The organism is Corynebacterium sp. HMSC063G05, assembly GCF_001810555.1.
GTDB classification, from domain to species: Bacteria; Actinomycetota; Actinomycetes; order Mycobacteriales; family Mycobacteriaceae; genus Corynebacterium; species Corynebacterium jeikeium_D.
In genome coordinates, this window is sequence record NZ_KV801861.1 from 161,992 (window position 1) to 186,719 (window position 24,728).

Below are 24,728 nucleotides of genomic sequence, written 5' to 3' on the forward strand. Positions count from 1 at the left end.
AATCACCTCGGCGTCTGCCGGCCTGCTCGCTTTTCCGCGCGGGCGAGATCGGGCAGCAGATTGTGCGCGCGCCGGGCCAGTTTGCGTTCGTCAGCGTAGGCCAACCGCTCCACCAGGGTGTCTACCGGGACCCACATGACCTGAGTGACCTCGGGATCTTCGTCGTTCAAATCGCCATCGACGTAGCGCAGAAGGTGATGGTGCACGGTCTTGTGAATCCGCGTGCCATCGGAGACAAACCAGTAGTCAATCACACCGAGCTCCTCGATGACCTCGCCGCGAATGCCCGTTTCTTCCCACACCTCACGTTCGGCGGTGGAATCGAAAGCTTCGCCGGGCTCGACATGGCCCTTGGGCATTGACCACAGCAGGCGCCCGCGGCGGTCGTGCCGACCAATCAGCGCGACATAAATCCGCGACAGGTCGACCTTGCCGCCCTCGCCGACCGCCTCGGCCAGACCCGAGACGACCAGTCCGCCCGCCGAAGTCTCAATCGAGGTCTGCATCGGCGCTGCATTTTGCGCGCGCGACGAGTGCGCACGGCGATTGTTCGTGCGCTTCGTCTGTGCGTGACGACGGCGATTGTTCCTATCCTGGCCGTTCTTACGGCCACCGCGGTTGTTCGACTGCTTCGAGGGTCGTGCCGACTTCGGTGATTTGGAAGATTTCTTGGCGCCACCGGAGTTTGGCTTGGCCGATTTGGGGCCATTGGCACTGGAGCCACTGCGTTTTGCGGAATTTCCGCTGGTAGTAGCGCTATTGGTGTTGGTGGACGCGGAAGCGCCACCCCTTCTGCGCGGTCGCCGACGACGTCGACGGCTCTTCGCCGCCGAGTTGTCATTGCGTACCACGTTGTTCATTCCACTTAGACTACCGGGTTTATAGGTATAAGCGGGTATTGTGTCGGTCGTGACACAATCGACTCCTTCAACGACAAATGGTGACCAGCCCGGGGCGACTACACCTCACGGCGCTACTCCGGCGGCTGCTGATGCGGACCCACAGGTGCGCAGGACGGCAATGCTGGCAGTGGCGGATCAGGCGATTGCCAAGGAGTCGGAGATTCTCGATTCGCTGGCAGCTGCGTTTAGTGCAGCTGGCCACCGTCTGTACCTTGTGGGCGGTTCTGTGCGCGATGCTCTCTTAGGGCGACTGGGCGTGGATCTCGATTTCACCACCGACGCACGCCCGGAGGTGACGCGCGCGATTCTTGATGACTGGGCGGACATTGTCTGGGATACCGGCATTGAATTTGGCACGCTGTCCGCAGAGCGGCATGGCCGTCAGGTGGAGATCACCACGTTCCGTGCGGATACGTACGACCAGGTCAGTCGCAATCCGGAGGTCACTTTCGGCGACACGCTGGAAGGCGATCTAATCCGCCGTGACTTCCGCTGTAACGCCATCGCCGTTGAACTGCATGGCGACGGCACTCGCACCTTCCTCGACCCGCTCGGAGGTTTCGAGGATCTTGTCGCGGGTGTCTTGGACACCCCGGGGGCGCCGGAGGTCAGCTTTGGCGATGATCCCCTGCGCATGCTGCGTGCCTGCCGCTTCGCATCCCAGCTCGGGTTCGACGTGGCGCCGCGCGTACTCAAGGCGTTGAAGGAAATGTCCAGCGAAATTGACCGCATCACGGTTGAGCGCATCTCCACTGAGCTGAACAAGCTCATCCTGGGGGCAGATCCCAGCCGTGGTATCGACCTGATGGTGGAATCGGGGTTGGCCGACCGCGTGCTGCCGGAGATTTCCGATATGCGCATGACGCAGGATGAACACCGCCAGCACAAGGATGTCTATCAACACTCCCTGCAGGTCATGCGGCAGGCTATTGATCAGGAAGAACCCGGTGAACCGGACCTCGTGCTGCGCTGGGCGGCACTGCTGCACGACTGTGGTAAGCCCGCTACCCGCGCCTACAACGAGCAGGGCAATGTCACCTTCTACCAGCACGAGGTCGTCGGTGCGAAGCTGGTGCGTCGCCGCCTGCGCAAGTTGAAGTTTCCGAAGAAAATTAGCCATGAAATCTCCCAGCTGGTCTACTTGCACATGCGCTTCCACGGCTATGGCGAAGGCAAGTGGACGGACTCGGCGGTGCGACGTTATGTCAACGACGCCGGAGATTTGTTGGAACGACTCAACAAAATCGTGCGGGCCGACTGTACGACGAGAAACCGTCGTAAAGCAGCACGCCTCGCACGAGCCTGCGACAACCTGGAAGCGCGAATCAAGGAGCTCGCTGAGCAGGAGGACCTCGCACGCGTCCGCCCCGATCTGGACGGCAACGAAATCATGGAGATTCTGGACCTGAAGCCTGGCAAGGAAGTCGGACAGGCCTGGAATTACCTGAAAGAGCTGCGATTGGAGTCCGGTCCGCTGGAGCGTGAGGATGCTATCTTGGCGCTGAAGAAATGGTGGTACGAGCAGTCCGGTGAGCAGGCTGAAAGCGAAAGTGAGAGCTAATGGCATCGATTAATCCGGAGAATCTCTATGGCGACCGGCTTTTTACCAGCCTCGAGCGCAACGACCCGGCCGCCGGTATGCTGCTGCTCGCAGCACCCGGCATGCTCTCGCCGGAATTCGCTCGTTCGGTGATTTTCCTCATTGAACACGATGAGCACGGCACCCTTGGTGTCGATCTCACGCAGCGTTCGCAGACGCCTGTGCACAATGTGCTCGAGCCCTGGGCGTCACTGATGACTAAGCCGCCGGTGCTCTACGTCGGGGGTCCGGTCAACCAGACGCAGCCAATCTGCATTGGTGTGGTGCGAAATGGCGCTACCCTCCCAGAGGAGACCGACAGTATTACCGGTGCACCGCTGATGGAACGCATCGCCCATAGGTTTGCGCTGGTCAACCTCGGCGCGGAGCCGGAGGATGTACGCGACCGCATCGATGGCGCGCGTATCTTCGCCGGTTACGCGGGCTGGGATCCGGGGCAGCTGGAAGAAGAGCTCGATCGCGGTGATTGGTACGTCGCCCCTGCCCTGCCCTCTGATGTACTCGCGCCTGCTGCCGCTGACATCTGGGGTGATTGCATGCGCCGTCAGCCCTGGCCGCTGCCGCTGTATGGCACCTACCCCGTAGATGTACGTGACAACTAGATGAGTGAGCACATCAATGCCGAAGGAAACAGTGCCGCAACTAGTGACCGCAGCGACATAGCTGCCGGCATTCGGCAGACACTGCCCGTCGGCATGGGTCTCATTCCGCTGGGGCTCGCATTCGGCCTACTCATCGCACAGACTGGCTTAAGTTGGTGGTGGGCACCCATCTTCTCCTTCGTGGTCTACGCGGGGTCGATGGAATTCCTCGCTGTCGGCCTGGTTATGGCCCATACGGGTCTGCTCGGCTGTGCCGTGACCTCGTTTATGGTCAACTTCCGCCACGTCTTCTACGGGCTGACGTTCCCCCGCGACCGGATACAGTCTCGTCTCGGCCGCGCATACTCCACATACGCGCTTACCGACGAGTCGTATGCCATCGTCTCTGCGGCAAATCCGGCTGAAAAGATGTCGGGCCGCCGCCTGCTGACGATTCAGATTCTCTGCCAGTTGCTGTGGGTGGGCTCCGGTATTGTCGGGGCGCTAACCGGTGCAGCATTGCCCGAAGGGATCCGCGGTGCCGAGTTCGCACTGGTGGCGCTCTTTACGGTGCTGGCCATGGACGCGTTTGAGACCTCCAAGGATTGGTCACTGCCCCTGGCCGCTATCGTCTGCACGTTGGTCGGGTGGCTGATTAACCCGAACCAGATGCTGGTCATCGGGTTGTTGATGTACTTCGGCATGCTGCTGTTGCGCGTGTGGTCACCACGAGTAGATCGGGTGATGCGCATGACGTCGTCAAGCAATCAGCGTGTAACGGAGGGAGAGCGAGCATGACCGCGATGCCCGATTCTGGCTATGTGCTAGCCGCGCTCTTTGCGATGGGCGCAGTGACAGTTGCGTTGCGCGCACTGCCGTTTGCGTTCGTGCGGACCCTGAAGGGCTCTCCCCTGTTCGAATTCCTCGGCACGACCATGCCTGTTGGAGTCATGATGGCGCTGGTGGTTTACACCGTCTTTGGACGGTTGGGGCTCAGCGGTGAGGGTGGCGACCCCGGCGCTGCCTGGGCCGTGCCTGTAGCGCTGGTCGTCACCATCTTCCTGCACTGGTGGCGGCGCAACACCGTGATCTCGATATTCGTAGGCACGGCGCTGTATATGGCCCTCGTGAACCTTGTCGCGTGAGGTGCGCTGCGTAAGCGCTGTGTGAGACGGTGCCAGCGGCTAGCGGTCAGTGGCTAGAACTGCGCCGGTACCTGGCCTGTGAAGTTCGGCAGCCCCGGAATCTGCGGCAGCTGCGGGGATTCCGGCAAGTTCAGTAGTTCGCCGAGATTCGGGCTCTCGGACAGATTCGGGACGCCTGGGATGTTGGGCAGGCTCGGGCTGTCGGGCAGACCAGGCAGTGGTGGAGTGCCCACCGTGCCACCGAACGCATTCTGAACATCGCTGGTGTGAGCTTCCTTGGTGCCGTAGGTGTTAGCAGCGACGCTGAAGTCAGGACCAATGGACGCCGAGGCGTGAACGCTCTGGCGGTCATCGGACCAACCCCACTTTGTGCCAATAACACCAGGCAGCGTGGCGGTGCCGTAATCCTGACGGTAGCCATCCGCTGCCACAGGTGACGCGGTGCTCATAGCAACCAGCACCGGGTCGGAAGGGTTCTCGCGCTTCTTGGCCTCCAGGAACTTCACGGTGTCAGCGCTGGAAGTCGTGGAATTGCCCCAGTGGCCCGCACCGTGGGTGTTGCTGAGGCCGTACTCACGCGCCGTGGCGTTAATGGAGTCCGGGTAACGGCCGTAGAGCTCGCTGGCAATGTTGTCATCGGAGTAGCGAATCATCTGTGTGGCCTTCGCCTTGTCCGCTTCGGTGCCGTGCTTGAAGACGTAGTCGGCAATGTAGAGCTTGACAATCGACAGCCCCGGACGAGCTTCATTCTCGTTGGCCGTACCGTAGTGAGCGCCGGTCGGGGTGTGGGTAAAGCTGATCTGGGTGCGCCCCGGAGCATTAATAGTGCCCTGTGGAGTCAGTTTCGGCTGCGGAGCCGCAGCGACGTTTCCAGCTGCCAGCGGAAGGCTGGTGACAGCGATGACACCGGTAAGACCCATGCGAATCGCGCGGGAAGGCCGTGGAGTAAGACGATGACGAGCGTTCATAACAAAAAACCAATCTACACGCGCAGGTGGCCGACGCGCTGCCAAGCTGGATCGTAAGCGGTGTCGACAACGTGCTCTCCGTCGGTCCACGTCTGCGCAACAGCTCGCAGACCCGCCTCCGCATCAGATGCCGGGTCAATAAAGAAGTGCAGCAGAGCCATACCGTCGGACTGCTCAGTTGCGACAAAAATACCCTTGTCCTCAGCGATGGCTTCAGCGGCAGCGGTATTGAACTCGGAGAGGGATTCCTTCGACTCGTCCGTCGGCAAGCCCTTGTCGTCAATGTGAGCGAGCATGAGCTGAATCAGCACATGCTGCGTCATAGTCGGGCTCACCAGCTGCGTAATCGGAGCGCGAGTAGCGACGACGAGCGGCTGGCCGTTGGCTTCGGCATCAATGGTGAGCCACTCCGGGCACTCTTCCGCGAGCTGCTCGACGACACCGCCCAGCTCCGGTAGCGGGATAGCATCTTCCGGCTCCTCGCCAGCGAAGGCGAAACCGCGCAGCCATAGGCCGAAGTCCTCCTCCCCCAGAGCCAGCTGCAGCAGTGTGAAACCTAGCTGAGCTACCAAGCGCTCACCGTCCTCCAACTGAGCAATTGCCGGGAACAGCGGGTGGAATAGGCGAACGTCCACTGCCCCATGACCACTGCTAACAGCCACGCGGGCGTCTGCCGGATCGACCTCGGCGGGAGCATCGGCCTCGAGAGCACCCTGTGCAACCAACGTAGCTGCGACATCCCCCAGCGACAGCTTCATCGCCGGATCCGCCTGGCGGAGGTCGGTGAAAGACCACACCGCGCCGTCGTCAGGCGCGGCCTCCAGCCAACGGCGAGCGACCGGGCGCAGCTCCGGATCGCCGGCAGCGCTCACAGTCAGAAGATGGCGAGAATACGGAGCGCCAGCCTCAAACCCCCAGATGAGCCGGTCATTAATAGCGGCGATGCGGCCGCCGACCTCCTTCTGGACATCAATAATGTCCACATCGGCGGCGTTCGGGGCACCATCGATACCGAGCTGGACACTAAACATCGAGTCGAGCGCATCGGCGCCAAAAGAGTTCCACCACGACCAGAACTCATTGATCGCGGTCTCTTCTGCGGCGCGCTGTTCCGGGGAGAACGGAGCCGGATTCTCGTTAGCCATGCTGAATCTCACACTTTCGTTTGCTCGTTTAAAACCGAACCTTATGTTGTGCGCCCCAGTATATGTGCCAAGCCGGATTCGCCCCTCGGGTCCATGCGCTAGACCGCGTTAAGCGGGTTGTGGCTCCGGCTCAGCTTCTGCTTCCTTGCCCCAGCGAGCGGCGTAGACCGCACAGATCATCAGCTGAATCTGGTGGAAAATCATCAGCGGCAAAATGTAGAGGCTGGCATCGGCACCGAAGATAACGGCAGCCATGGGCAGACCGGTGGCCAGGGACTTCTTCGAACCGCAGAACTGAATCGCAATGCGGTCCTTGCGGTCGAAGCCCATCTTATTTGCGATGAATCCGGACAACCGCAAAACGAATTCCACCAGCACGACCGAAAGCACACACAGGATGACAATGTCCCCTGCCGGCACCTTCGACCAGATGCCCTGCACCATGCCCTCGGAGAAGGCTGCGTAAACGACCATTGCGATGGATAGGCGGTCAACGTTCTTAGTCGTCTTCGCGGCGGCAAACTTCAGGGTCCAACGGCGAGTGAGCTGGCCGATTGCGAATGGCAGCAGCAACTGCAGCGAAATATCCAAGAACACCGACGAATCCACATGAATGCCGCCACCGGTGGCCATCAACAGCATCACCAGCACCGGTGTGACCACAATGCCCAGCAGGTTAGATGCCGAGGCACTGACGATGGCGCCGGCGACATTGCCCTTGGCGATGGACGTGAAGTTCACACTCGACTGCACCGTCGACGGTGCCAGCGTCATGTACAAAATGCCCAGGTAGAGGCCAGGAGAAAGAATCCAATCCAGGGGTTTCATCAGCAGGCCGAGGATTGGGAACAGCACGAATGTGAAAGCCAGAATGGTTATGTGCAGCCGCCAATGCTTAACACCGGCCAACGCATCCTGCGGGCTCAGGCGCGCGCCATAGAGGAAGAACAAGAAGCCAATGGCGATCTTTGTGGCCCAGCTGAAAACCTCAGCGGTAGTGCCGCTTGCAGGAAAAATAATCGCCAGTATCGCTGCAGCAACGATACCGACGATGAGGGGATCTGGACGCCAATTCACAATTCGTTGCCACATGGACAAATAGCTTAGTGGGCAACCAGATGTTGTCTTACTATTTTGCAGAAGCTTTTCTCTGCAATAATTTTTTTACTTCTTCTGCTCAGCTGCCTTGCGCAGCGCATCCTTGTCCACAGGCTTGAAAGTGACATTCGCGGATGAGCCCTTGTCCGTGCACAACCCTTCCAGACCACAGGAGCTGCAGCCACCGGAGACACCGCAGTCTGCTGCCGGGTTGTCGGAGCAGCAGGCATCATCAGTCGCAGTGTCGGCGGCATCAGTGGCGGCGGAGTCACAGCCACAGCCGCTGTCACCGTCACCGCACCCACAACCGGAGCCGGACTCGGCGGAGACCTTGGCGTCGTAAAGCGCGATGGTGTGCGAGCCGATAGCCGCACCAATGCCGAGCATGGCGATACCGGCGAGCAGAGCGACGGCGTACCACAGCCACATCCAACCAGAGGCCTCCGGGCGTATGGCGAGGAAGCCGAGCATGGCGGCGCCGAGGAAAGCGACAGCGGACACAGCCCACGGTGGGCCGGCAACGCGGTGCGTAATATCCCAGTTTTCCTGGGACTTTCGAGCCTCAGGCGCACGAATTCCGATCCAGTTATTACCCGGTAGCTTCGCCGACCATGCCAAACCAGCGACAACGGCTATGCAAACAGCCAGAACCAGGGTAATTACAGGGATGACAATCATGCTTCCAATTTATATAGGTGGTTGAGCACGTGCCAAACGCACCTATTAGACTGTGAGACCATGACCAACAGCGAAAAGTCCTCGTCCTCGGCAGAAGCCACCGACTACCGCTACTCCCCCGAGCTGGCGACTCAGCTAGAGGGAAAGTGGCAGGCGTATTGGAAAGATAACGGCACCTTCTACGCCCCCAACCCGGTGGGCGATTTGGCAGCTGCCGACGGCTCGACTCCGCCGAAGGACAAGCTTTTCGTCCAGGACATGTTCCCGTACCCGTCCGGTGTCGGTCTGCACGTAGGCCACCCGCTGGGATACATCGCCACCGATGTCTTCGCGCGCTTCCACCGCATGCAGGGCGCAAACGTGTTGCACACCCTGGGCTACGACGCCTTCGGTCTGCCGGCGGAGCAGTTCGCAATCCAGACCGGTACGCACCCGCGCGTGACGACGGAAGCGAATATCGCCAACATGGAGCGCCAGCTGGGCCGCCTGGGACTTGGCCATGACCGCCGCCGTGTTTTCGCGACCACTGACCAGGACTACTACAAGTGGACGCAGTGGATTTTCCTGCAGATTTACAACGCCTGGTTCGATGAGGATCAGAAGAAGGCCCGTCGCATCGATGAGCTGATTCCGCTGCTGGAGTCGGGCGAGATGACTACCAAGGATGGTCGCGTCTACGCTGAGCTCAGCGAGACCGAGCAGCGCGAAGCAGTCGACGAATTCCGTCTGGTTTACCAGTCGAATTCGATGGTCAACTGGTGTCCGGGCCTCGGCACTGTGCTGTCCAACGAAGAAGTGACCGCCGAGGGTCGTTCGGAGCGCGGTAACTTCCCGGTGTTCCGCAAGCGGCTGGGCCAGTGGATGATGCGCATCACCGCATACGCTGACCGCCTGGTCGACGACCTGGAGTTGCTGGACTGGCCGGACAAGGTCAAGTCCATGCAGCGCAACTGGATTGGCCGCTCCCGCGGTGCCGAGGTCGACTTCACAGCCGAGGTCGGCCCGAAGGTCTCCACCAAGATCAGGGTCTTCACCACTCGTCCGGACACTCTCTTCGGAGCCTCTTACATGGTGCTCGCTCCTGAGCACGAGCTGGTGGATCAGCTGGTTGAAGCCGGCAGCGGTTCCTACGAGGGCGTGGATGAGCGCTGGACCTTCGGCAAGGAAACCCCAGCCGAGGCCGTCGCCGCTTACCGCGCCGCAATTGCCTCCAAGTCCGACCTGGAACGCCAGGAGAACAAGGAAAAGACCGGTGTCTTCCTGGGCGCTTACGCCACCAACCCGGTGAGCGGTGAGCAGGTGCCGGTATTCATTTCCGACTACGTCCTGATTGGCTACGGCACCGGTGCCATCATGGCTGTCCCGGCCCACGATGAGCGCGACTACGAGTTCGCCACTGCCTTCGGTCTGCCAATCCGCGAGGTCGTCGCAGGTGGTGACATTGCAAAGGAGGCGTACGTCGGTAACGGTACGTGCGTGAACTCCGCCAATGATTCCGGCCTGGACATCAATGGCCTGGACAAGGACACCGCCATCGCCACCGTCATTGAGTGGTTGGAGAAGGAAGGTGCTGGTCACGAGAAGGTCCAGTACAAGCTGCGCGACTGGCTGTTCGCCCGCCAGCGCTACTGGGGCGAGCCCTTCCCCATCGTCTACGACGAGGACGGTCACGCCCACGCGCTGCCCGAGTCCATGCTTCCGGTCGAGCTGCCAGAGGTCGAGGACTACAAGCCGGTCACCTTCGACCCGGACGACGCCGACACCGAGCCAAAGGCTCCACTGGACAAGGCCACTGACTGGGTCAATGTCGAGCTCGATCTCGGCGATGGCAAGAAGAAGTACCGCCGTGACACCAATGTCATGCCGAACTGGGCAGGTTCCTCCTGGTACCAGCTGCGCTACATCGACCCGAACAACGCTGAGGAGTTCGTTGACCTGGAAAACGAGCGCTACTGGACCGGCCCTCGCCCGGAGACTCACGGTAAGGACGACCCAGGCGGCGTCGACCTCTACGTCGGTGGCGTCGAGCACGCAGTGCTGCACCTGCTCTACTCCCGCTTCTGGCACAAGGTCCTCTTCGACCTCGGCTACGTGACCTCCAAGGAGCCGTACCGCCGTCTGTTCAACCAGGGCTACATCCAGGCTTACGCCTACACCGATGCCCGTGGTGTCTACCAGCCGGCCGATCAGGTTGTTGAGCGCGATGATAAGTTCCTCATCCCAGGCGGCGCCGAAGACGGCTCTGACCTGGAAGTTTTCCAGGAGTACGGCAAGATGGGCAAGTCCCTGAAGAACGCTGTCTCCCCCGACGAGGTCTGCGACAACTACGGCGCTGACACCCTGCGCGTCTACGAGATGGCCATGGGTCCGCTGGACACCTCCCGCCCGTGGGCGACGAAGGATCTGGTCGGCTCGCAGCGCTTCCTCCAGCGCGCTTGGCGCCTGGTGGTCAATGAGGACTCCGGTGAGCTCGCCGTCACGGACGCAGCGCTTTCCGACGACGACCTCAAGGCCCTCAACCGCACCGTGGAAGGGGTTACCTCCGATTACGCAGAGCTGCGTGACAACACGGCCGTCGCAAAGCTCATTGAGTACGTCAACTACCTGACTAAGACCTACGGTTCGGCCGGTGCACCGCGCGCCGCCGTGGAGCCGCTGGCCCTCATGCTTGGCCCTGTGGCGCCGCATATTGCGGAGGAACTGTGGAGCCGTCTCGGCCACACCGAGTCCCTGGCACACGGCCCCTGGCCGGCAGTTGACGAGAAGTGGCTGGTCGACGACACCGTTGAGCTGCCAGTTCAGATTAACGGCAAGGTTCGCGCTCGCATTGACGTGGCTACCGATGCTTCCCGCGAGGACATCGAGGCCGCCGCGCGTGCCGACGAAAAGGTTGTCGCAGCTGTGGAAAACGCCGGTGGCAATATCGTGAAGGTCATTGTCGTTCCGGGCAAGATGGTCAACCTGGTTGTGAAGAAGTAACCAGGGAGGCTAATGCGTACAAGAAAGTGTCTGGGTTTATGACAGTTTGAGGCCTAAAATCGACTCAAATTTGTCATAAACCCAGACACTTTCTCGCTTGAGACTTTCTCGCAAAAGCCTCAAGGGGTGGCTCCGAAGCTGGCCGCCTCTTACCCCTACTTAACGCCCAGAATCAGGACACCGAATGTGGAGAGCATCCACATCAAAGTGAAGGGCATGAGCACCCAGCACATAGCGAGCCACGCGCGCCAGTTGCGGAAGTTTTTCCACTCCACGTAGGTCTGCCAAAAGCCCAAAAGGCAGCCGACCAGGGAGATTACGCCCGGGACAACGGGGAAAAGGATCTCCCAAGTGCGGGAGCAGAGGAAGCTGGACTTACCCGCATCGCAGGTGGGGCCACCGACAATGGCGCCGGCGATGCCAATAATGAGGCCCGCGAGCAGCGTCGTAAGAATCACACCCGCGGTGTAGATGTAGGCGCGCTTGCCGGAATACATCTTGCGCTCAAGCTCGTCGAAGATTTCATCCTCATTGCGCTCTGGTGTACTGCGCTTCGGTGAATTATCCACCATCTGCTCCCCTCGCCTCTAAATGCCGTCTGATGTGCCTGCCATACTAGGCCGGAGTAATCAGCATTGGCACCGGGCTGTGGCGAACGATGTGGTTAGTCGACGAGCCGATGAAAATTCGCCCGAATGGGCCAAGAGTAGACGAACCCAAAACGAGCAAGTCTCCCTTTTTCCATTTGATGGACTGAATGGCCTCTTCCCAACCGTTGCCGGAGGCTACTTCCGCATCAATGGAAAGGTCTGGGTAACGGGTATGCGCGCGGTCCATACCGCGGTCGAGCAGCCCCATAGCCTGCTCGCGCCACTCAATCATCAGGTCAGAGGAGGGGCCGTAGCCGTTCTCCGTCGGGTACATGGTCGCACCACGCGGCGTAAACGAGACCAAACGCAGGGGAACTTCCCAGCGATATGCCAGGTCAGCAGCCTTATTCAATGCGTGGTGCGACTGTGGGGTGTCAATGTAGCAAATGCTGACACGGGTCACACCGTGCTTAGAAAGCTTCGCGCCGGGGATCGCCAATCCCAGCGGGATTGGCGAGTAATGCAGCAGCGCATCAGAGGTTGATCCCGCAGTAAAGCGACTGCGGTTCTTGGCGGTCCAGTCCTTGGTATTGCTTCGGCGGGTGCCAAGCAAAACCACATCGGCTTCGAATTCTTCGGCTTCGTTGCAGATAGTTGTGGATTCGCTGGAGGATTCGATGATCCGTACGGCATCGTCGTCAAGCATGCCCTTGCGCAGGCCAGCGAGCTTAAGCTCATCCTTGATGATTTTTTCAAGAGACTCGGTTTCGTGGGAAACCCAGGAGTCATTGGTGCTCAACCGAGCCAGTGAGGTCAGCGGCCAGCCGCGCGACAGTGCGCTGACAACGCGAATCTGCACCTTCGTGGTGCGAGCTAACCAAGCGGCGTAAGCAAGCGTTTCGGTGCCGTACTCGCCTGGACGCCACGCAATCATGATACGAAGCGGGCGGGAAGCCATCGCTAATCCTCCTGTGATTACTCAGAAATATCCAAGTGGTGCTTCTGGGTAATAGCCTACGTGGATAGGCGGGCATATTTAAAACGGCACCGAGGACGTGTAAAAGCTATGTATCCTGCCTGTGGGCTTAAAGCGGGCAGGGCTAGCTGGAAAAGAGACTAGACGCTTGGGTTTGTCTTTGGGTGCTCCGGGTAGTTTTCGAGGATCTTGGACAGAATCGTCTCAAGACCAGCACCAAATTCCAGCTCTTCCTGGGTCAGCGTGCTGAACATCTCCGCCATCTGCTGATTGCGCTCTTCAGAAACACGGTGCAGCTCTTCACGGCCACGGTCGGTCAGTTCAACGCGGACGCCACGGCGGTCTTTGCTGTCGCGGACGCGCTCCACCATGCCGGCGACCTCCAAGTGGTGCACGGCGTTGGAGGCGGTGGGCATGCGGATGGCCTCGGCCTCAGCCAACTGGCTGATACGGCAGGCGCCCAGTGCCTCCAGGGTCATCATGATGGACAGCTGCGCGCGGCTGAGCTGGGACTCCGAGGAGCGGCGGCTGTAGAGCAGCTCAGCGCGAGTCAGGAGAGGGCGAATGCGCTTAGCGAGCGACAGAGGAGTAACGGCATCAGGATTGCCAATCGAGCCCGAAGATAATGTCATAGCGACGATGTTATATGCGAACAGTGCTAGTTGCCAATACGAAATTTATTTGGGGTGCTATTTATTTTTCTACAACTGGTGATTTCGGCGATGAAATCACCAGGAATTTTCCACCAAACATCTAAAACCCCAGTACAAAACATTAAACCTATCTGCGTATAAGGTTTTTCGGTGCTGGCAGAAACCCCCTAAAGTGTCACTTCTTCTGTACTTAGAACGTTGGGTTGGAGGTAGCCATACGGCTACTTTCGCGAATGCTTTTGGCTTGTGATATGTCTCGCAGATTCATCCTCGCGGGTGTATTGCTGTCTGCTTTACGACGACTGCAGCGCACGCATCCATGGCGGGGACGAGATGGGCGCAGCAGCGAGTAGGGCGAGAAGGCGTGGAAGAGACGCGGGGAGGATAGGGGAGAGAGAAGCACAAAAGCGCCAGCGGCTACCGCATGGGTAACCGGCTGGCACTTTTCAAGGCACATGCTCTCGGAGCTGCTCGCTTGTACTTTTGAGTGCTTGTACCTTTTAGTCTTCGCCCTTGATGAATGCTTCGAGCTGTGCTCGCGCAACATCGTCGGCAAGCTGCTTCGGCGGGGACTTCATCAGGTAGGAAGAAGCGGCGTAGACCGGGCCGCCGATGCCGCGATCCTTGGCGATCTTGGCAGCGCGAACAGCATCGATGATGATGCCAGCGGAGTTCGGGGAGTCCCAGACCTCGAGCTTGTACTCAAGGTTCAGCGGCACCTCGCCGAAGGCCTTGCCCTCGAGTCGGACGTAGGCCCACTTGCGGTCATCCAGCCAGTCCACCCAGTCCGACGGGCCGATGTGGACGTTGCGGTCGTCGATCTTGCCGGCCAGCGGACCGGTGAGATTGGAGGTGACGGCCTGGGTCTTGGAGATCTTCTTGGACTCGAGGCGGTCGCGCTCGAGCATGTTCTTGAAGTCCATGTTGCCGCCGACGTTGAGCTGCAGGGTGCGCTCGAGGCGAACACCGCGGTCCTCAAATAGCTTGGCCATGACGCGGTGGGTGATGGTTGCGCCGACCTGGCTCTTGATGTCGTCGCCGACAATCGGAACCCCTGCGTCTTCGAACTTCTTGGCCCACTCAGGGTCGGAAGCGATGAAGACCGGCAGGGCATTGACGAAAGCTACACCAGCGTCAATGGCGCACTGTGCGTAGAACTTGTCAGCCTGTTCTGAACCGACCGGCAGGTAGGAGACCAGTACATCGACCTTGGCATCCTTCAGCGCCTGAACAACGTCGACCGGTTCAGCCGGGGATTCGTCGATGGTGTCCGCGTAGTACTTGCCAACGCCATCCAGGGTCGGGCCGCGCTGAACCTCAACGCCGAGAGTCGGGACATCGGCAATCTTGATGGTGCAGTTTTCGGAGGAAACAATGGCCTCGGAGAGGTCCTTGCCGACCTTCTTGTCGTCAACGTCGAAAGCTGCGACGAACTCGACATCGGAGACGTGGTAGTCGCCGAAGACGACGTGCATGAGGCCAGGAATGGTCTCATCGGGCTTTGCATCGCGGTAGAACTCGACACCCTGCACCAGGGAAGAGGCGCAGTTGCCGACGCCGACGATAGCGACGCGAATTGAACTCATTTAGTAATTCTCCTTGAAACTATGTGCTCGGAGGCTTTGACCTCGCGCCGGGAACTCACACCGGGAACTCGCATCAAGACCTAGCATCAGAACCCCGCACCAGGGCCTTGCGCCAGCGGTGCGGCCGTGAGTGGGTGCGCGCATTGAGGTAACGAGCGTGACGTTATACCTTTATGCGTTGTTTGCCGATGCCCGAACCGTGAGGGGGCATGTGTTTACCGATAAAGCGGGGGTGAAACCAGCCCGCACGAGCCTGCTAATCTGTCTTCGTGATGACATGGCAGGGCGAGATTGATCACTCCTTGTTCAAGAAGCAGTTATTGGAGCAGTGGCGTGTAGGGGAGATTTCACGGAAATCACTCTGTGATGCCGATGCTCGGCTGGTCGCTGCCGCGCGTTTTCACGGCAGAAAGTCCCAGGAAGAGTGCCCAGTATGTCGCAAATTCGACCTCCGACTCGTATTCTGGGTGTTCGGAGAAAACTTGGGCCGTCGTTCCGGCTCTGCTTGTACTGAAAACGAATTATCCGCAATAGTTAATGAATATGGTTCGTGCACCGTCAAAGAAGTTGAGGTGTGCCCCGACTGCAAGTGGAGTTTCCTGACCCGGACACTTCAGGCAGCTCGAGAAGAGTCAGAAAACTAGGGAGAGCACCCGTGAGCAATGATCGACCCGATAGCCCAGGCGGTCCTAACAGCCCTCACGAGGGCCAGGGTTCTAATTCATCAGGCGAGTGGTGGGATCAGCCGGATGCTGATTCCTTCAATACGCACGCACGCTCCGATGACGCATCGCTTGACGACGATTCCAGCGACAGCATTGATGCTGTTTCGGTCGGTGGCAATGACGAGGGTCTGGCTACCGGTTCAGAGATGACGTCGGCAAGCGAGCCGGACCCGGAGAAGGGGCAGTACGCCCCAGATGACCTTGAACCAGATGACCATGAAGAGGAAAGCTCGATGGCGCAAGAAGAACAGCCGACTGATAATAAGCGGCGAATTTTAGCGTGGCTCGGTCTAGCCGTGGCGCTGGTCGTGCTGTTGCCGGTAGTTGTGTTCGGTGTTGCTTATGCGACAACGGACGTGCCGGAGCCAGAGGAGTTGGCCAATAGCCAGATTGCGGTGATTTATGACCGTTCTGGTGAAAAGGAAATCACGCGCATCGTCCCGGAGGGCGGTAACCGAAGCAACATCACTATCGACAAGGTGCCGGATGCTGTACGCAATGCAGTGCTGGCAGCTGAGGATCGTGATTTCTATACCAACCCGGGTTTTTCCTTGACTGGTTATGCCCGTGCGGCTCTGGGAGTCGTGACTGGTAATTCCAGTGCCGGTGGCGGCTCGACCATTACGCAGCAGTACGTCAAGAATGCTGTGGTGGGCAACGAGCGCACGCTGACCCGTAAGGCCAAGGAGCTGGTCATGTCGGCGAAGATGGCGCGGGAGTGGACTAAGGACGAAATCCTTGAGGCCTACCTCAACACGATTTACTTTGGTCGTAACGCATACGGTATCGCGGCAGCGTCGAAGGCCTACTTCGGTAAGGAAGTCGGTGAGCTGAATGCCGAAGAGGGTGCTGTGCTGGCAGCCTCGATTCAGCGTCCATCTGCACTGGATCCGTGGACTAACCGCCCGGAGGCTGAGCAGCGTTGGAACTACGTCCTCGATGGCCTGGTGGAGATGAACATCGTCTCGCCGCAGGACCGCGCGGGAATGCAGTACCCGGAGACCATCGATCCGGCGTTGGCGCCGAAGCAGGCTCCGGAGCCCGGCCCGGCTGCCATGATTAAGAATCAGGTTCTGGCTGAGTTGGAGCGCGAAGGTATCTCCGAGCAGGAGGTCAACACTGGCGGTCTACGCATTACGACGACCATTGACCCGACGGTGCAGCAGGCTGCCCTGGATGCGATGGAAAACTACGTCGATCAGTCAACGGGTTTGCGTGCCGCCATCGTTTCGGTGGAGCCGAAGACCGGTGCTGTCCGCGCCTACTACGGTGGCGACGATCCGACTGGTTGGGACTACGCAAACAGCGGTCTGCAGACCGGCTCTACTTTCAAGATTTTTGCGCTGGCAGCAGCTCTCGATCAAGGTATTCCACTGACCGCGCAGTACTCTTCGGCACCTGTGCAGTCCGGTAACGTCACTCTGCACAACGACGGCGGTGCCGGCGGTGGCGTGCTTCCGCTTTATGAGTCCCTGAAGCAGTCGCTGAACACCCCGTTTATTCGCCTGCAGCGCGACCTGAAGAATGGTCCGGATGACACCGCCAAAATGGCTCATCGTCTGGGCGTGGCTGAGTCCATCCCGGGTATTGAAAAGACTCTGATGGACGACAACGGTCACTCGCAGGACGGTATCGCCCTGGGTCAGTACCTCTCACGTCCGCTGGATATGGCCGTTGGTCTGGCTACCCTGACTAACGATGGCGTCTATCAGCAGACTCACTTCGTAGAGAAGGTCGAAAACTCCAAGGGCGAGATTGTTTACGAGTCCAACGCTGACAAGGGCGACCGTCGAGTTTCCAAGGCAGTGGCCACCAATATGATATCGGCCATGGAGCCTATTGCCGGTTACAGCAACAAGCCCTTGAGTGGTGGTCGCCCGTCGGCCGCCAAGACCGGTACTACGCAGTTGGGTGACACCGGCCAGAACAAGGATGCGTGGATGATCGGTTCGACACCGCAGCTGTCGACTGCAGTGTGGGTTGGCAACGTCGATGGTTCGGCGCTCTACAACTCCTATGGTGGCATCATGTACGGCTCGCAAACCCCGGGTGATCTGTGGAAGTACACCATGGATAACGCACTGTCTAACGAGGACTTTGAGTACTTCACCAAGCCGGAGCCAATCGGTGGTGTCGCAGGTGCGCCGCAGTACCAGGCGCCGTCGACCTCTGACTCTGGCTATGACCAGGGCTATGCCCCGGAGACCACAGAAGAGGAGTCGGCCGAGGAGTCGACCTCTGAGTCCTCCGAGGAGCAGCCTGCACCGCTTCCGGTTCCGGGTGGCGATGGCGGAGGCGGTGGCGGCGGAATCGCTGACCTACTGCCCATCCCGATTCCGGGAGGCGGTGGTTTCGGCGGTGGCAATGAAGGCGGCGGAGACCCCGGTAACCCTGGAGGTGGACAGTAAGTGGACACGTGGGTGATTTTCACCATCGTCTGCGTCGCGATTGGCTTCCTGATGTTCGGCACGGCCTTTTGGGGCTTCATGCAGAAGTGGAAACCGGCAATCATTTGGGCTCTGTGCCTGGCAGCTTTCCTATTCGCGACAGTCATTCCGGTGATTATTGCGTTGGCACATGCTTCCTCGACATCAATGTAGGACGCAGGCCAGGTAGTCAGTTGCTAGAGCGTTAACTGCCCACCAAGCACGCGACAACTTCACAATTCAAAGAGGCGCACGCAGTAGCTCTGTGTGCGTCTCTTTCTATTCGGCGCCCTGACACCGCTTGCCAGTACTGCTTGCCGATGGCGCCTGCGATTAGGACATATACCTCTGCCTGCGGTACCCTGGCAGGGTTGCTTGACGCAACGATCCTCCTGCTGCATAGCGGTTGGCATGAAAGACAGTGCCAGCGCACCACGCTGTGTAGCCGAAATACAAGAACTAGACCATAGGAGGTGATGAGGTCCGTGCGTCACTACGAAGTAATGATTATTATCGATCCGTCTCAGGATGAGCGCACCGTAGGCCCGTCCCTGGAGAAGTACCTCGACGTTGTCCGCAAGGAGAACGGCAAGGTGGAGAAGGTGGACATCTGGGGTAAGCGCCACCTCGCCTACCCGATCGAGAAGAAGGAAGACGGCATCTACGTTGTCGTCGACCTCACCTGCGAGTCCGCAACCGTGCTGGAACTCGACCGTCGTCTGAATCTGAACGACAGCATCCTGCGCACCAAGGTGCTGCGGGTTGATCGTTAATCTGCGTCATATTTGCGTAGCCAGAGTGCTCGAATGGGGCACACCGGTAATGCGAAAGCCGTAGGATAGCGGGCGAAAGCCCCATCATCAGCTCGACAGAATACAACCGAGGAGAAGAAGCATGGCTCAGGGAGACGTACAAATCACGGTGGTTGGCAACCTGGTTGCTGACCCGGAGCTTAAGTACACCCAGAACGGCACCGCCGTGGCGAATTTCCGCGTTGCGTCGACTCCGCGGGTGTACCGAGATGGCCAGTGGGTTGACGGCGAGGGCATGTTCCTCACCTGCAGCCTGTGGCGTGAGGCAGCGGAGAACGCTGTCGAAAGTCTCTCCAAGGGCATGCGCGTCATCGTCCAGGGTCGTCTGCGCCAGCGCAGTTACGAGACCCGCGAGGGCGAGCGTCGTACCGTCTTTGAGGTTGAGGTCGATGAGGTGGGCCCGTCCCTGAAGTTCGCTCGAGCTCAGGTCACGCGCACTCCACGCAACGGCGGTGGAAACTTTGGCGGCGGCAACCGCAGCCAGGGCGGAAATGCCGGTGGTGGTTTCGGCGGTGGCTTTGGTGGAAACCAGGGCAACCAGGGTGGACAGGGCGATCGCGGTTTTGGTGGCGGAGCTCCTGCGGAAGATCCGTGGAACTCAGCTCCTCCGGCCGGTGGCGGCTTCGGCGGCGATGAGCCTCCGTTCTAAGCTCCTTCCAGCCACGGCACTACGTGACTAGTTTGCAGCAGATTTAGCATCCACAATTCTCATAATCTTTTAAAGACATATCCAGCGAAAGGCAGGGATCATGAAGCTGATCCTCACCGCCGACGTTGACAAGCTCGGTGTCGCAGGCGACATCGTTGAGGTCAAGGCCGGCTACGGACGTAACTACCTGCTTCCTCGCGGACTGGCAATTGTTGCCACCCGCGGCGCAGAAAAGCAGATCGAGGGCATTCGTCGTGCCCAGGAGGCTCGCGCTATCCGCGACCTCGACCATGCACGTGAAGTCAAGCAGAAGATTGATTCGCTCGACAACGTCTCCGTTGCTGTGAAGGCTTCGGAAAATGGCAAGCTGTTCGGTTCTGTCACCAAGGGTGACATCGCCGATGCAGTTCGTAAGGCTTCCGGTCAGGCTATCGACAAGCGCGCAGTCGTGCTTGCTCCGAGCCAGATCAAGTCCCTTGGTAAGCACACCGTTGACATCGCGCTGCACCCGCAGATTACCGCGCATGTTTCCGTACAGGTCGTCGCCGCGTAAGTTCGCGGTTTAGAGTTTTTACTTTGACGGCGGCTGACGAGCACCGCGTTTAAAGACTGCGCGGGCTCTGAGGCCCAATGACAACAGCACACGTGAAGCTCTGATCTTTCGTAGTGAAAGGTCAGGGCTTTTCGTGGTTTAAGGCTGGTTTAAAGCCTTTTATGCAGGTGCTGGAAAGAGCGTCTACGACTTGTCCACAGGCTAACAATGATTTCTGTGGATAAACCTGTGGGTAACTTGCCTGGCTGCCGTGGATAACTCTTCTGGAGTGCACGAGATTTTTATTAATTCATCGTTAATAATCTCCGCATGAGCAGCATCGATGCTAAAGGGGTAACAGAGGATTACATTTGTGCAGGATTAAGGCAAATACGCACTGACCTGCGTAGATAGAATATTTTCGGGTTGAAACTCCGCTACCCCCGTTAACATTCAAGCGGCGGTTTAGGGTTACGGACCGTTCACCTGGACTTTTCTTGATTGTGCACATGTTCTCCCCAGGCTTATCCACAGGTGCTGTGGATAACTTCGGGGATAACCCCTGTCGAGGATTGTTTTCTGGGGCCTTAAAGGGTACTTTTACAGGTCCGTCAATCCGCTCGAGCAGGTATAACTGCGGTAGGTAGTCAGGTGTCCAATGCTGGCGGGCGGAACAGGCATATTGAGTGTGACGGTCAGTCAGCAACAGGGTTGAAAAGGCACCTAAGTGGTCCAGAAGGGGAGGAGCTGCTCACGATGAGTCAGCCTGTAGGTGATGGTGGTCATTCAGGAGCAGGGGACGAGGCGTCGTCCTACTCGGTGAATTCCCACGATGATTCCTTCGATGACGTTCCGCTGCCCCCGGAACCGCCGGTAGAGGATGCGCCACCGGAGGAGTATTCCTTCTCTCAGAGCTCGGGCAACGGATCGTCGGCAAGCGGATCTGGGGCGCGGGACTGGGAGCGAGACCGTGGTCGTGGCGCTCGTGCGAGTGCGGTCGCGGGCGCGACTTTTGAGCGCACCCCGCCGCACAATATCGAGGCGGAGCAGAGTGTGCTCGGCGCGATGCTGCTGAACTCAGAGGTCGTTGCGGATGTGTACGAGCAGCTGACACCGGAGGATTTCTACCGACCGGCGCACCAGACGATTTACTCGGCGATTTTGCACCTCTACGGTGAGTCCTCGGAAATTGACCCCATTTTGCTGGCAGGTCGTCTGGATCGAACTGGAGACCTGGAGCGCATCGGTGGTCCGCTGTACCTGCACACCTTGGCCTCCCTGGTGCCAACGGCGGCGAATGCGCAGTTCTATGCCCGCATTGTTGCGGAGAAGGCGACAATCCGTCGCCTGGTAGAGGCCGGCACGAAGATCGCCCAGATTGGCTATGCGGGCGCGGAGGACACGGAGCCGGAGCAGCTGGTGGATGAGGCGCAGCAGCTCATTTTCAGCGTTGGACGTGAGAACACGAAGAATGACTACGTTCCCATCGCCGATGTCCTGGATGACACGCTGGAGGAACTGGATCTTATTACCCAAAACGGCGGTCTGGCGCAGGGTGTGCCGACGGGGATTACCAACCTGGACAAGCTGACAAATGGCCTTCACCCAGGTCAGATGGTGATTATTGCGGCCCGTCCGGGTGTGGGTAAGTCCACGCTTGCAATGGACTTCATGCGTTCGGCCTCGATTCGCAACGGCATGACCAGCGCAATTTTCTCGTTGGAAATGTCGCGCAATGAAATCATGATGCGCATCATGTCCGCAGAGGCGAAGATCAACATGGCATCTTTGCGCTCCGGTGACCTGGATGAGCGGGACTGGACAAAGCTGGTCGAGGTCGGCGACAAGATTCGTGATGCTCCGCTGTTTATTGATGACTCGCCGAACCTGACCATGATGGAAATTCGCGCGAAGGCACGTCAGCTGAAGCAGAAGCACGATCTGAAGATGATCGTGGTCGACTACCTGCAGCTGATGAGCTCGGGTAAAAAAGTCGAGTCCAGGCAGCAAGAGGTCTCGGAGTTCTCCCGTCAGCTCAAGTTGTTGGCGAAGGAGCTCGAGGTACCGCTGATTGCAATTTCGCAGCTGAATCGTGGTCCGGAAGCTCGCACAGATAAGAAGCCACAGGTCTCGGACCTGCGTGAGTCGGGTTCGCTGGAGCAGGATGCCGATATCGTCATGCTGATTTACCGGCCGGACTCGCAGGAGGCTGACCATGAACGTGCTGGTGAGGCGGATATTATCGTCGCAAAGCACCGTGGTGGACCGACCGGAAGCATTGCTGTGGCCCACCAGCTGCATTACTCCAGGTTCGCCAACCTGGCGGAGGAGCCCAGCGGTTCTCTCTAGGTGCCTGGCCTAGCCACCCAGAATTAGTGCAATCCGGGTGGCTAGGTAAGGTGAGTGACAGTCAATAGGGCGAGTTTTCGTGCGTTGATGGTTTTGAAGGTTTTGAGGGTTACGCGGAGTCGTCGGGAAGCGGGGAAGCACTATGTCACCAACTGCCGCTCCCGTGGCAGCGGAGGCCAAAGCGAAAAGGCAGAAGAGTGCGCCGAAACAGCGCGTCGGTTGGGTAGATGCGGCTAAGGGGCTGTGCATTCTTTTAGTTGTGCTTGGCCATGCCATCACAGAGCTGCAAGCGCACGGTTACTACACGGCGCAGTGGGCGGGGATTAACTTCTTCCTCGGACCAATCCGTATGCCGCTGTTTTTCCTGCTATCTGGGCTGTTCGCCGGCAAGGCACTTAAGGAGTCGTGGCATAAGTTAGCCAATCGCCGAATCTGGGTGATGCTCTATCTCTACGTGATTTGGGTTCCACTGCGTGACTTCGTGCTTTTCCTCATGCCGTATACGCACGTGGATGCCGATGGCATAGTATCTCCGCCGCCGATCACGGACCACAGCGCGTGGGGGCCGCGAATTTACAACACGCTTCACGCGATCATCGAACCAACTTCCTACCTTTGGTTCCTGTGGGCGCTGGCGCTGTTCGCAATTCTCACACGAGCATTTCGCTGGGTACATCCGGTGATTCAGCTCATCGTTACAGGCCTCATTAGTGCATGGGCACCTTTTGCCTCGTCCAGCTGGTCGTGGGACTTTGTCACCAAGATGCTGTTCTTCTACGTGCTGGGCATGTACGGTGCGCCCTGGATTTTCCGGATGGCACAGCGTCGCAGCGGCCTCTCACTGCTAGTGACGCTGACGGCGTTCCTGTCGGTGGCGATCTGGGTGCAGGCGACCTACTCGAGCTTTAACGAAGGCAACGTCGGCTTCACCCGCGTGTACCTGTCCACCACTGGCGCACTGGCTGCAATCAATATTATGGCGATGCTGCAGAACACTCGCCTAGTTGTGCCCTTTGAAAAGGTTGGCGGCCGAACGCTGCCTATCTTCCTCATGCACATTCCAATGTTGGTTGTGGTCATGATTATTTGTGACCTCATTCTGCCGAAGGACCCACATTTGGTCATCATGACGCCGCTGGTGACTATCATTGCGGCGATGCTGTGTCTTGGTCTGCACAGGTTGCTGCTTGCCATCGGTGCCGGGTGGCTCTTTGTCCGTCCTGCGTGGGTAGTGCGCATGACTACGCCGGGGCAGCGTGCCCTTCAGCGCAGTCAGAATCCTTCTTCCCTGCCTGAAGGCGAGGCTCCGCGGCAGCCTAAGAGCGAACCTGCTTCCTAATTCAGCTCAACAAGGCGGTAGCGTGGAACCGGGAGCCGATCAGGCGGCAGAAGTGACACAGAGAATAGCCATGAAGAAATGAGAAAGCCATGCGTCTAGCAACGTTGCGATATCAGGGTGCAACCCGCGCCGCTGTTCTCGGCGACGGGGTAGCGGTCCTTTTTGATGACCACTGTCTCGGAGATGTGTTAGCGCGGCCAACGTGGCGTCGTGAAGCGGAAGAACTCTTGGCGGAGGCGGGGAACAACCCTGACAACGTCATGGCGGAGAGCGCGTGGGCGTTCGCACCGCTGATTACGCGGCCGGGCAAAATCGTCTGCGTCGGCTTGAACTATGCCGCACACATCGACGAGATGGGGCACCAGCGCCCCGAGGTGCCAACGTTATTCGCGAAGTTTGCCGATGCCGTCGCCGGTGCGAAGGATGATATCCGAGTGCCGGAGGCCTGCGCGGAGAAGCTCGATTACGAAGGCGAGCTCGCGGTTATCGTCGGCGAGACCTGCCTGCGGGTGTCGGAGGAGCAGGCACAGGACGCTATCGCTGGGTACGCGATTATGAATGACTTCACTCAGCGCGATTTCCAGTACGCTACCGCGCAGTGGCTACAGGGGAAGACGTTGCAGCGCGCCAGTGCTTTCGGGCCGTGGATGCTCACGGCCGATGCTTTCGATGCGGACTCCGCGCGGGTGCGCACATACGTCGACGGAGAGCTGCGCCAGGATGCACCGATTGCGGACCTTGTTTTCTCCCCGGCGAAGTTGATCGCCTACATCTCACAGTTCGTGCAGCTGAACCCGGGCGATGTCATCTCCACGGGAACGCCGGCGGGTGTTGGCCACGGCATGAGCCCGCAGACCTACCTTCAGGATGGCCAGGAAATGGTCATCACCATCGATGGCCTGGGTAAACAGGCCAACACTGTCCGCATCAACCACTAGCACGCGCCGCTTTACGACGTTCCCGCGAACCCGGCGGGAATGAAACGACCCCCGCGT

23 protein-coding genes are annotated in these 24,728 nt (G+C 59.1%); 14 read left to right on the top strand and 9 right to left on the bottom strand.

What is annotated here, in order from left to right; translation table 11 throughout:
- Positions 1–2: 2 nt before the first annotated feature.
- On the bottom strand, positions 3–860 hold the full coding sequence (locus tag HMPREF2751_RS08770; RefSeq protein ID WP_191620910.1) for an NUDIX hydrolase: 858 nt from the start codon (positions 858–860) through the stop codon (positions 3–5).
- Between the two features lie 160 nt (positions 861–1,020).
- Here HMPREF2751_RS08770 and HMPREF2751_RS08775 point away from each other — a divergent pair, with 160 nt between their 5' ends.
- From HMPREF2751_RS08775 to HMPREF2751_RS08790, 4 genes are read left to right on the top strand one after another with little or no spacing between them, the layout of a single operon-like run.
- Positions 1,021–2,463 carry a CCA tRNA nucleotidyltransferase gene (locus tag HMPREF2751_RS08775; RefSeq protein WP_038627072.1) on the top strand — a complete coding sequence of 481 codons (1,443 nt, stop codon included), beginning with the start codon at positions 1,021–1,023 and terminating at the stop codon, positions 2,461–2,463.
- Positions 2,463–3,104 (top strand): YqgE/AlgH family protein, encoded by a 642-nt coding sequence (locus HMPREF2751_RS08780; protein WP_038627070.1) that lies wholly within the window; start codon positions 2,463–2,465, stop codon positions 3,102–3,104. The genes HMPREF2751_RS08775 and HMPREF2751_RS08780 overlap by 1 nt, the downstream gene beginning before the upstream one ends.
- Positions 3,105–3,881: an AzlC family ABC transporter permease gene (locus tag HMPREF2751_RS08785; RefSeq protein ID WP_052155556.1), complete on the top strand. Its 777-nt coding sequence runs from the start codon at positions 3,105–3,107 to the stop codon at positions 3,879–3,881.
- The gene (locus tag HMPREF2751_RS08790) at positions 3,878–4,228 is read left to right on the top strand and encodes a branched-chain amino acid transporter permease (protein ID WP_038627068.1); all 351 of its coding nucleotides are present in this window, start codon (positions 3,878–3,880) and stop codon (positions 4,226–4,228) included. The genes HMPREF2751_RS08785 and HMPREF2751_RS08790 overlap by 4 nt, the downstream gene beginning before the upstream one ends.
- Positions 4,229–4,281: 53 nt before the next feature.
- Here the strand turns inward: HMPREF2751_RS08790 and HMPREF2751_RS08795 are convergent, their stop codons facing one another.
- The 4 genes from HMPREF2751_RS08795 to HMPREF2751_RS08810 form a co-directional block, all read right to left on the bottom strand.
- Positions 4,282–5,196, bottom strand: coding sequence for a hypothetical protein (locus HMPREF2751_RS08795; RefSeq protein ID WP_246819320.1), 915 nt, complete (start codon positions 5,194–5,196; stop codon positions 4,282–4,284).
- A gap of 14 nt (positions 5,197–5,210) precedes the next feature.
- Positions 5,211–6,341 (bottom strand): DUF695 domain-containing protein, encoded by a 1,131-nt coding sequence (locus HMPREF2751_RS08800; RefSeq protein ID WP_016421714.1) that lies wholly within the window; start codon positions 6,339–6,341, stop codon positions 5,211–5,213.
- Between the two features lie 108 nt (positions 6,342–6,449).
- Positions 6,450–7,433 (bottom strand): bile acid:sodium symporter family protein, encoded by a 984-nt coding sequence (locus tag HMPREF2751_RS08805; RefSeq protein ID WP_016421713.1) that lies wholly within the window; start codon positions 7,431–7,433, stop codon positions 6,450–6,452.
- A 72-nt stretch (positions 7,434–7,505) separates the two neighbouring features.
- Positions 7,506–8,117: an SdpI family protein gene (locus HMPREF2751_RS08810; RefSeq protein ID WP_070549574.1), complete on the bottom strand. Its 612-nt coding sequence runs from the start codon at positions 8,115–8,117 to the stop codon at positions 7,506–7,508.
- A gap of 60 nt (positions 8,118–8,177) precedes the next feature.
- On the opposite strand from HMPREF2751_RS08810, the gene leuS reads away from it, so the two are divergent.
- Positions 8,178–11,096, top strand: coding sequence for a leucine--tRNA ligase (leuS, locus tag HMPREF2751_RS08815; RefSeq protein ID WP_070549573.1), 2,919 nt, complete (start codon positions 8,178–8,180; stop codon positions 11,094–11,096).
- 155 nt (positions 11,097–11,251) lie between these two features.
- On the opposite strand, the gene HMPREF2751_RS08820 is transcribed toward leuS, so the two are convergent.
- From HMPREF2751_RS08820 to HMPREF2751_RS08835, 4 genes are all read right to left on the bottom strand, one after another.
- Positions 11,252–11,668, bottom strand: a complete 417-nt coding sequence (locus HMPREF2751_RS08820; RefSeq protein WP_048733161.1) for a hypothetical protein — start codon at positions 11,666–11,668, stop codon at positions 11,252–11,254.
- 43 nt (positions 11,669–11,711) lie between these two features.
- Positions 11,712–12,644 (bottom strand): universal stress protein, encoded by a 933-nt coding sequence (locus tag HMPREF2751_RS08825; protein ID WP_069358890.1) that lies wholly within the window; start codon positions 12,642–12,644, stop codon positions 11,712–11,714.
- Between the two features lie 158 nt (positions 12,645–12,802).
- A complete protein-coding gene (locus HMPREF2751_RS08830) occupies positions 12,803–13,294 on the bottom strand; it encodes a MarR family winged helix-turn-helix transcriptional regulator (protein ID WP_016421708.1) in 492 nt (163 codons plus the stop codon).
- A gap of 521 nt (positions 13,295–13,815) precedes the next feature.
- Positions 13,816–14,901: an inositol-3-phosphate synthase gene (locus HMPREF2751_RS08835; protein WP_016421706.1), complete on the bottom strand. Its 1,086-nt coding sequence runs from the start codon at positions 14,899–14,901 to the stop codon at positions 13,816–13,818.
- 272 nt (positions 14,902–15,173) lie between these two features.
- Between HMPREF2751_RS08835 and HMPREF2751_RS10775 the strand changes: the two genes are divergently transcribed.
- The 9 genes from HMPREF2751_RS10775 to HMPREF2751_RS08875 all read left to right on the top strand — a co-directional run bounded on the left by HMPREF2751_RS10775 (position 15,174) and on the right by HMPREF2751_RS08875 (position 24,671).
- Complete coding sequence (locus HMPREF2751_RS10775) at positions 15,174–15,545, top strand: DUF5318 family protein (RefSeq protein ID WP_224784051.1); 372 nt, start codon at positions 15,174–15,176, stop codon at positions 15,543–15,545.
- Between the two features lie 11 nt (positions 15,546–15,556).
- Positions 15,557–18,034 (top strand): transglycosylase domain-containing protein, encoded by a 2,478-nt coding sequence (locus HMPREF2751_RS08840; protein WP_070549572.1) that lies wholly within the window; start codon positions 15,557–15,559, stop codon positions 18,032–18,034.
- Positions 18,035–18,226: a hypothetical protein gene (locus tag HMPREF2751_RS08845; RefSeq protein WP_016421704.1), complete on the top strand. Its 192-nt coding sequence runs from the start codon at positions 18,035–18,037 to the stop codon at positions 18,224–18,226.
- Between the two features lie 311 nt (positions 18,227–18,537).
- Positions 18,538–18,825, top strand: coding sequence for a 30S ribosomal protein S6 (rpsF, locus tag HMPREF2751_RS08850; RefSeq protein ID WP_005511978.1), 288 nt, complete (start codon positions 18,538–18,540; stop codon positions 18,823–18,825).
- A gap of 121 nt (positions 18,826–18,946) precedes the next feature.
- The gene (locus HMPREF2751_RS08855; protein ID WP_049170077.1) at positions 18,947–19,513 is read left to right on the top strand and encodes a single-stranded DNA-binding protein; all 567 of its coding nucleotides are present in this window, start codon (positions 18,947–18,949) and stop codon (positions 19,511–19,513) included.
- Between the two features lie 100 nt (positions 19,514–19,613).
- A complete protein-coding gene (gene rplI / locus HMPREF2751_RS08860) occupies positions 19,614–20,066 on the top strand; it encodes a 50S ribosomal protein L9 (protein ID WP_005511982.1) in 453 nt (150 codons plus the stop codon).
- 735 nt (positions 20,067–20,801) lie between these two features.
- A complete protein-coding gene (gene dnaB, locus HMPREF2751_RS08865) occupies positions 20,802–22,394 on the top strand; it encodes a replicative DNA helicase (protein ID WP_049170075.1) in 1,593 nt (530 codons plus the stop codon).
- A 142-nt stretch (positions 22,395–22,536) separates the two neighbouring features.
- On the top strand, positions 22,537–23,733 hold the full coding sequence (locus HMPREF2751_RS08870; RefSeq protein WP_070595883.1) for an acyltransferase family protein: 1,197 nt from the start codon (positions 22,537–22,539) through the stop codon (positions 23,731–23,733).
- 89 nt (positions 23,734–23,822) lie between these two features.
- Positions 23,823–24,671 carry a fumarylacetoacetate hydrolase family protein gene (locus HMPREF2751_RS08875; RefSeq protein WP_016421701.1) on the top strand — a complete coding sequence of 283 codons (849 nt, stop codon included), beginning with the start codon at positions 23,823–23,825 and terminating at the stop codon, positions 24,669–24,671.
- The last annotated feature ends 57 nt before the right edge of the window (positions 24,672–24,728 follow it).

Coding starts and splice junctions, on each gene's coding strand:
- HMPREF2751_RS08770 (WP_191620910.1), bottom strand. CDS start 860: ATGAACAACGTGGTACGCAATGACAACTCGGCGGCGAAGAGCCGTCGA.
- HMPREF2751_RS08775 (WP_038627072.1), top strand. CDS start 1,021: ATGCTGGCAGTGGCGGATCAGGCGATTGCCAAGGAGTCGGAGATTCTC.
- HMPREF2751_RS08780 (WP_038627070.1), top strand. CDS start 2,463: ATGGCATCGATTAATCCGGAGAATCTCTATGGCGACCGGCTTTTTACC.
- HMPREF2751_RS08785 (WP_052155556.1), top strand. CDS start 3,105: ATGAGTGAGCACATCAATGCCGAAGGAAACAGTGCCGCAACTAGTGAC.
- HMPREF2751_RS08790 (WP_038627068.1), top strand. CDS start 3,878: ATGACCGCGATGCCCGATTCTGGCTATGTGCTAGCCGCGCTCTTTGCG.
- HMPREF2751_RS08795 (WP_246819320.1), bottom strand. CDS start 5,196: ATGAACGCTCGTCATCGTCTTACTCCACGGCCTTCCCGCGCGATTCGC.
- HMPREF2751_RS08800 (WP_016421714.1), bottom strand. CDS start 6,341: ATGGCTAACGAGAATCCGGCTCCGTTCTCCCCGGAACAGCGCGCCGCA.
- HMPREF2751_RS08805 (WP_016421713.1), bottom strand. CDS start 7,433: ATGTGGCAACGAATTGTGAATTGGCGTCCAGATCCCCTCATCGTCGGT.
- HMPREF2751_RS08810 (WP_070549574.1), bottom strand. CDS start 8,117: ATGATTGTCATCCCTGTAATTACCCTGGTTCTGGCTGTTTGCATAGCC.
- leuS (WP_070549573.1), top strand. CDS start 8,178: ATGACCAACAGCGAAAAGTCCTCGTCCTCGGCAGAAGCCACCGACTAC.
- HMPREF2751_RS08820 (WP_048733161.1), bottom strand. CDS start 11,668: ATGGTGGATAATTCACCGAAGCGCAGTACACCAGAGCGCAATGAGGAT.
- HMPREF2751_RS08825 (WP_069358890.1), bottom strand. CDS start 12,644: ATGGCTTCCCGCCCGCTTCGTATCATGATTGCGTGGCGTCCAGGCGAG.
- HMPREF2751_RS08830 (WP_016421708.1), bottom strand. CDS start 13,294: ATGACATTATCTTCGGGCTCGATTGGCAATCCTGATGCCGTTACTCCT.
- HMPREF2751_RS08835 (WP_016421706.1), bottom strand. CDS start 14,901: ATGAGTTCAATTCGCGTCGCTATCGTCGGCGTCGGCAACTGCGCCTCT.
- HMPREF2751_RS10775 (WP_224784051.1), top strand. CDS start 15,174: ATGACATGGCAGGGCGAGATTGATCACTCCTTGTTCAAGAAGCAGTTA.
- HMPREF2751_RS08855 (WP_049170077.1), top strand. CDS start 18,947: ATGGCTCAGGGAGACGTACAAATCACGGTGGTTGGCAACCTGGTTGCT.
- rplI (WP_005511982.1), top strand. CDS start 19,614: ATGAAGCTGATCCTCACCGCCGACGTTGACAAGCTCGGTGTCGCAGGC.
- dnaB (WP_049170075.1), top strand. CDS start 20,802: ATGAGTCAGCCTGTAGGTGATGGTGGTCATTCAGGAGCAGGGGACGAG.
- HMPREF2751_RS08870 (WP_070595883.1), top strand. CDS start 22,537: ATGTCACCAACTGCCGCTCCCGTGGCAGCGGAGGCCAAAGCGAAAAGG.
- HMPREF2751_RS08875 (WP_016421701.1), top strand. CDS start 23,823: ATGCGTCTAGCAACGTTGCGATATCAGGGTGCAACCCGCGCCGCTGTT.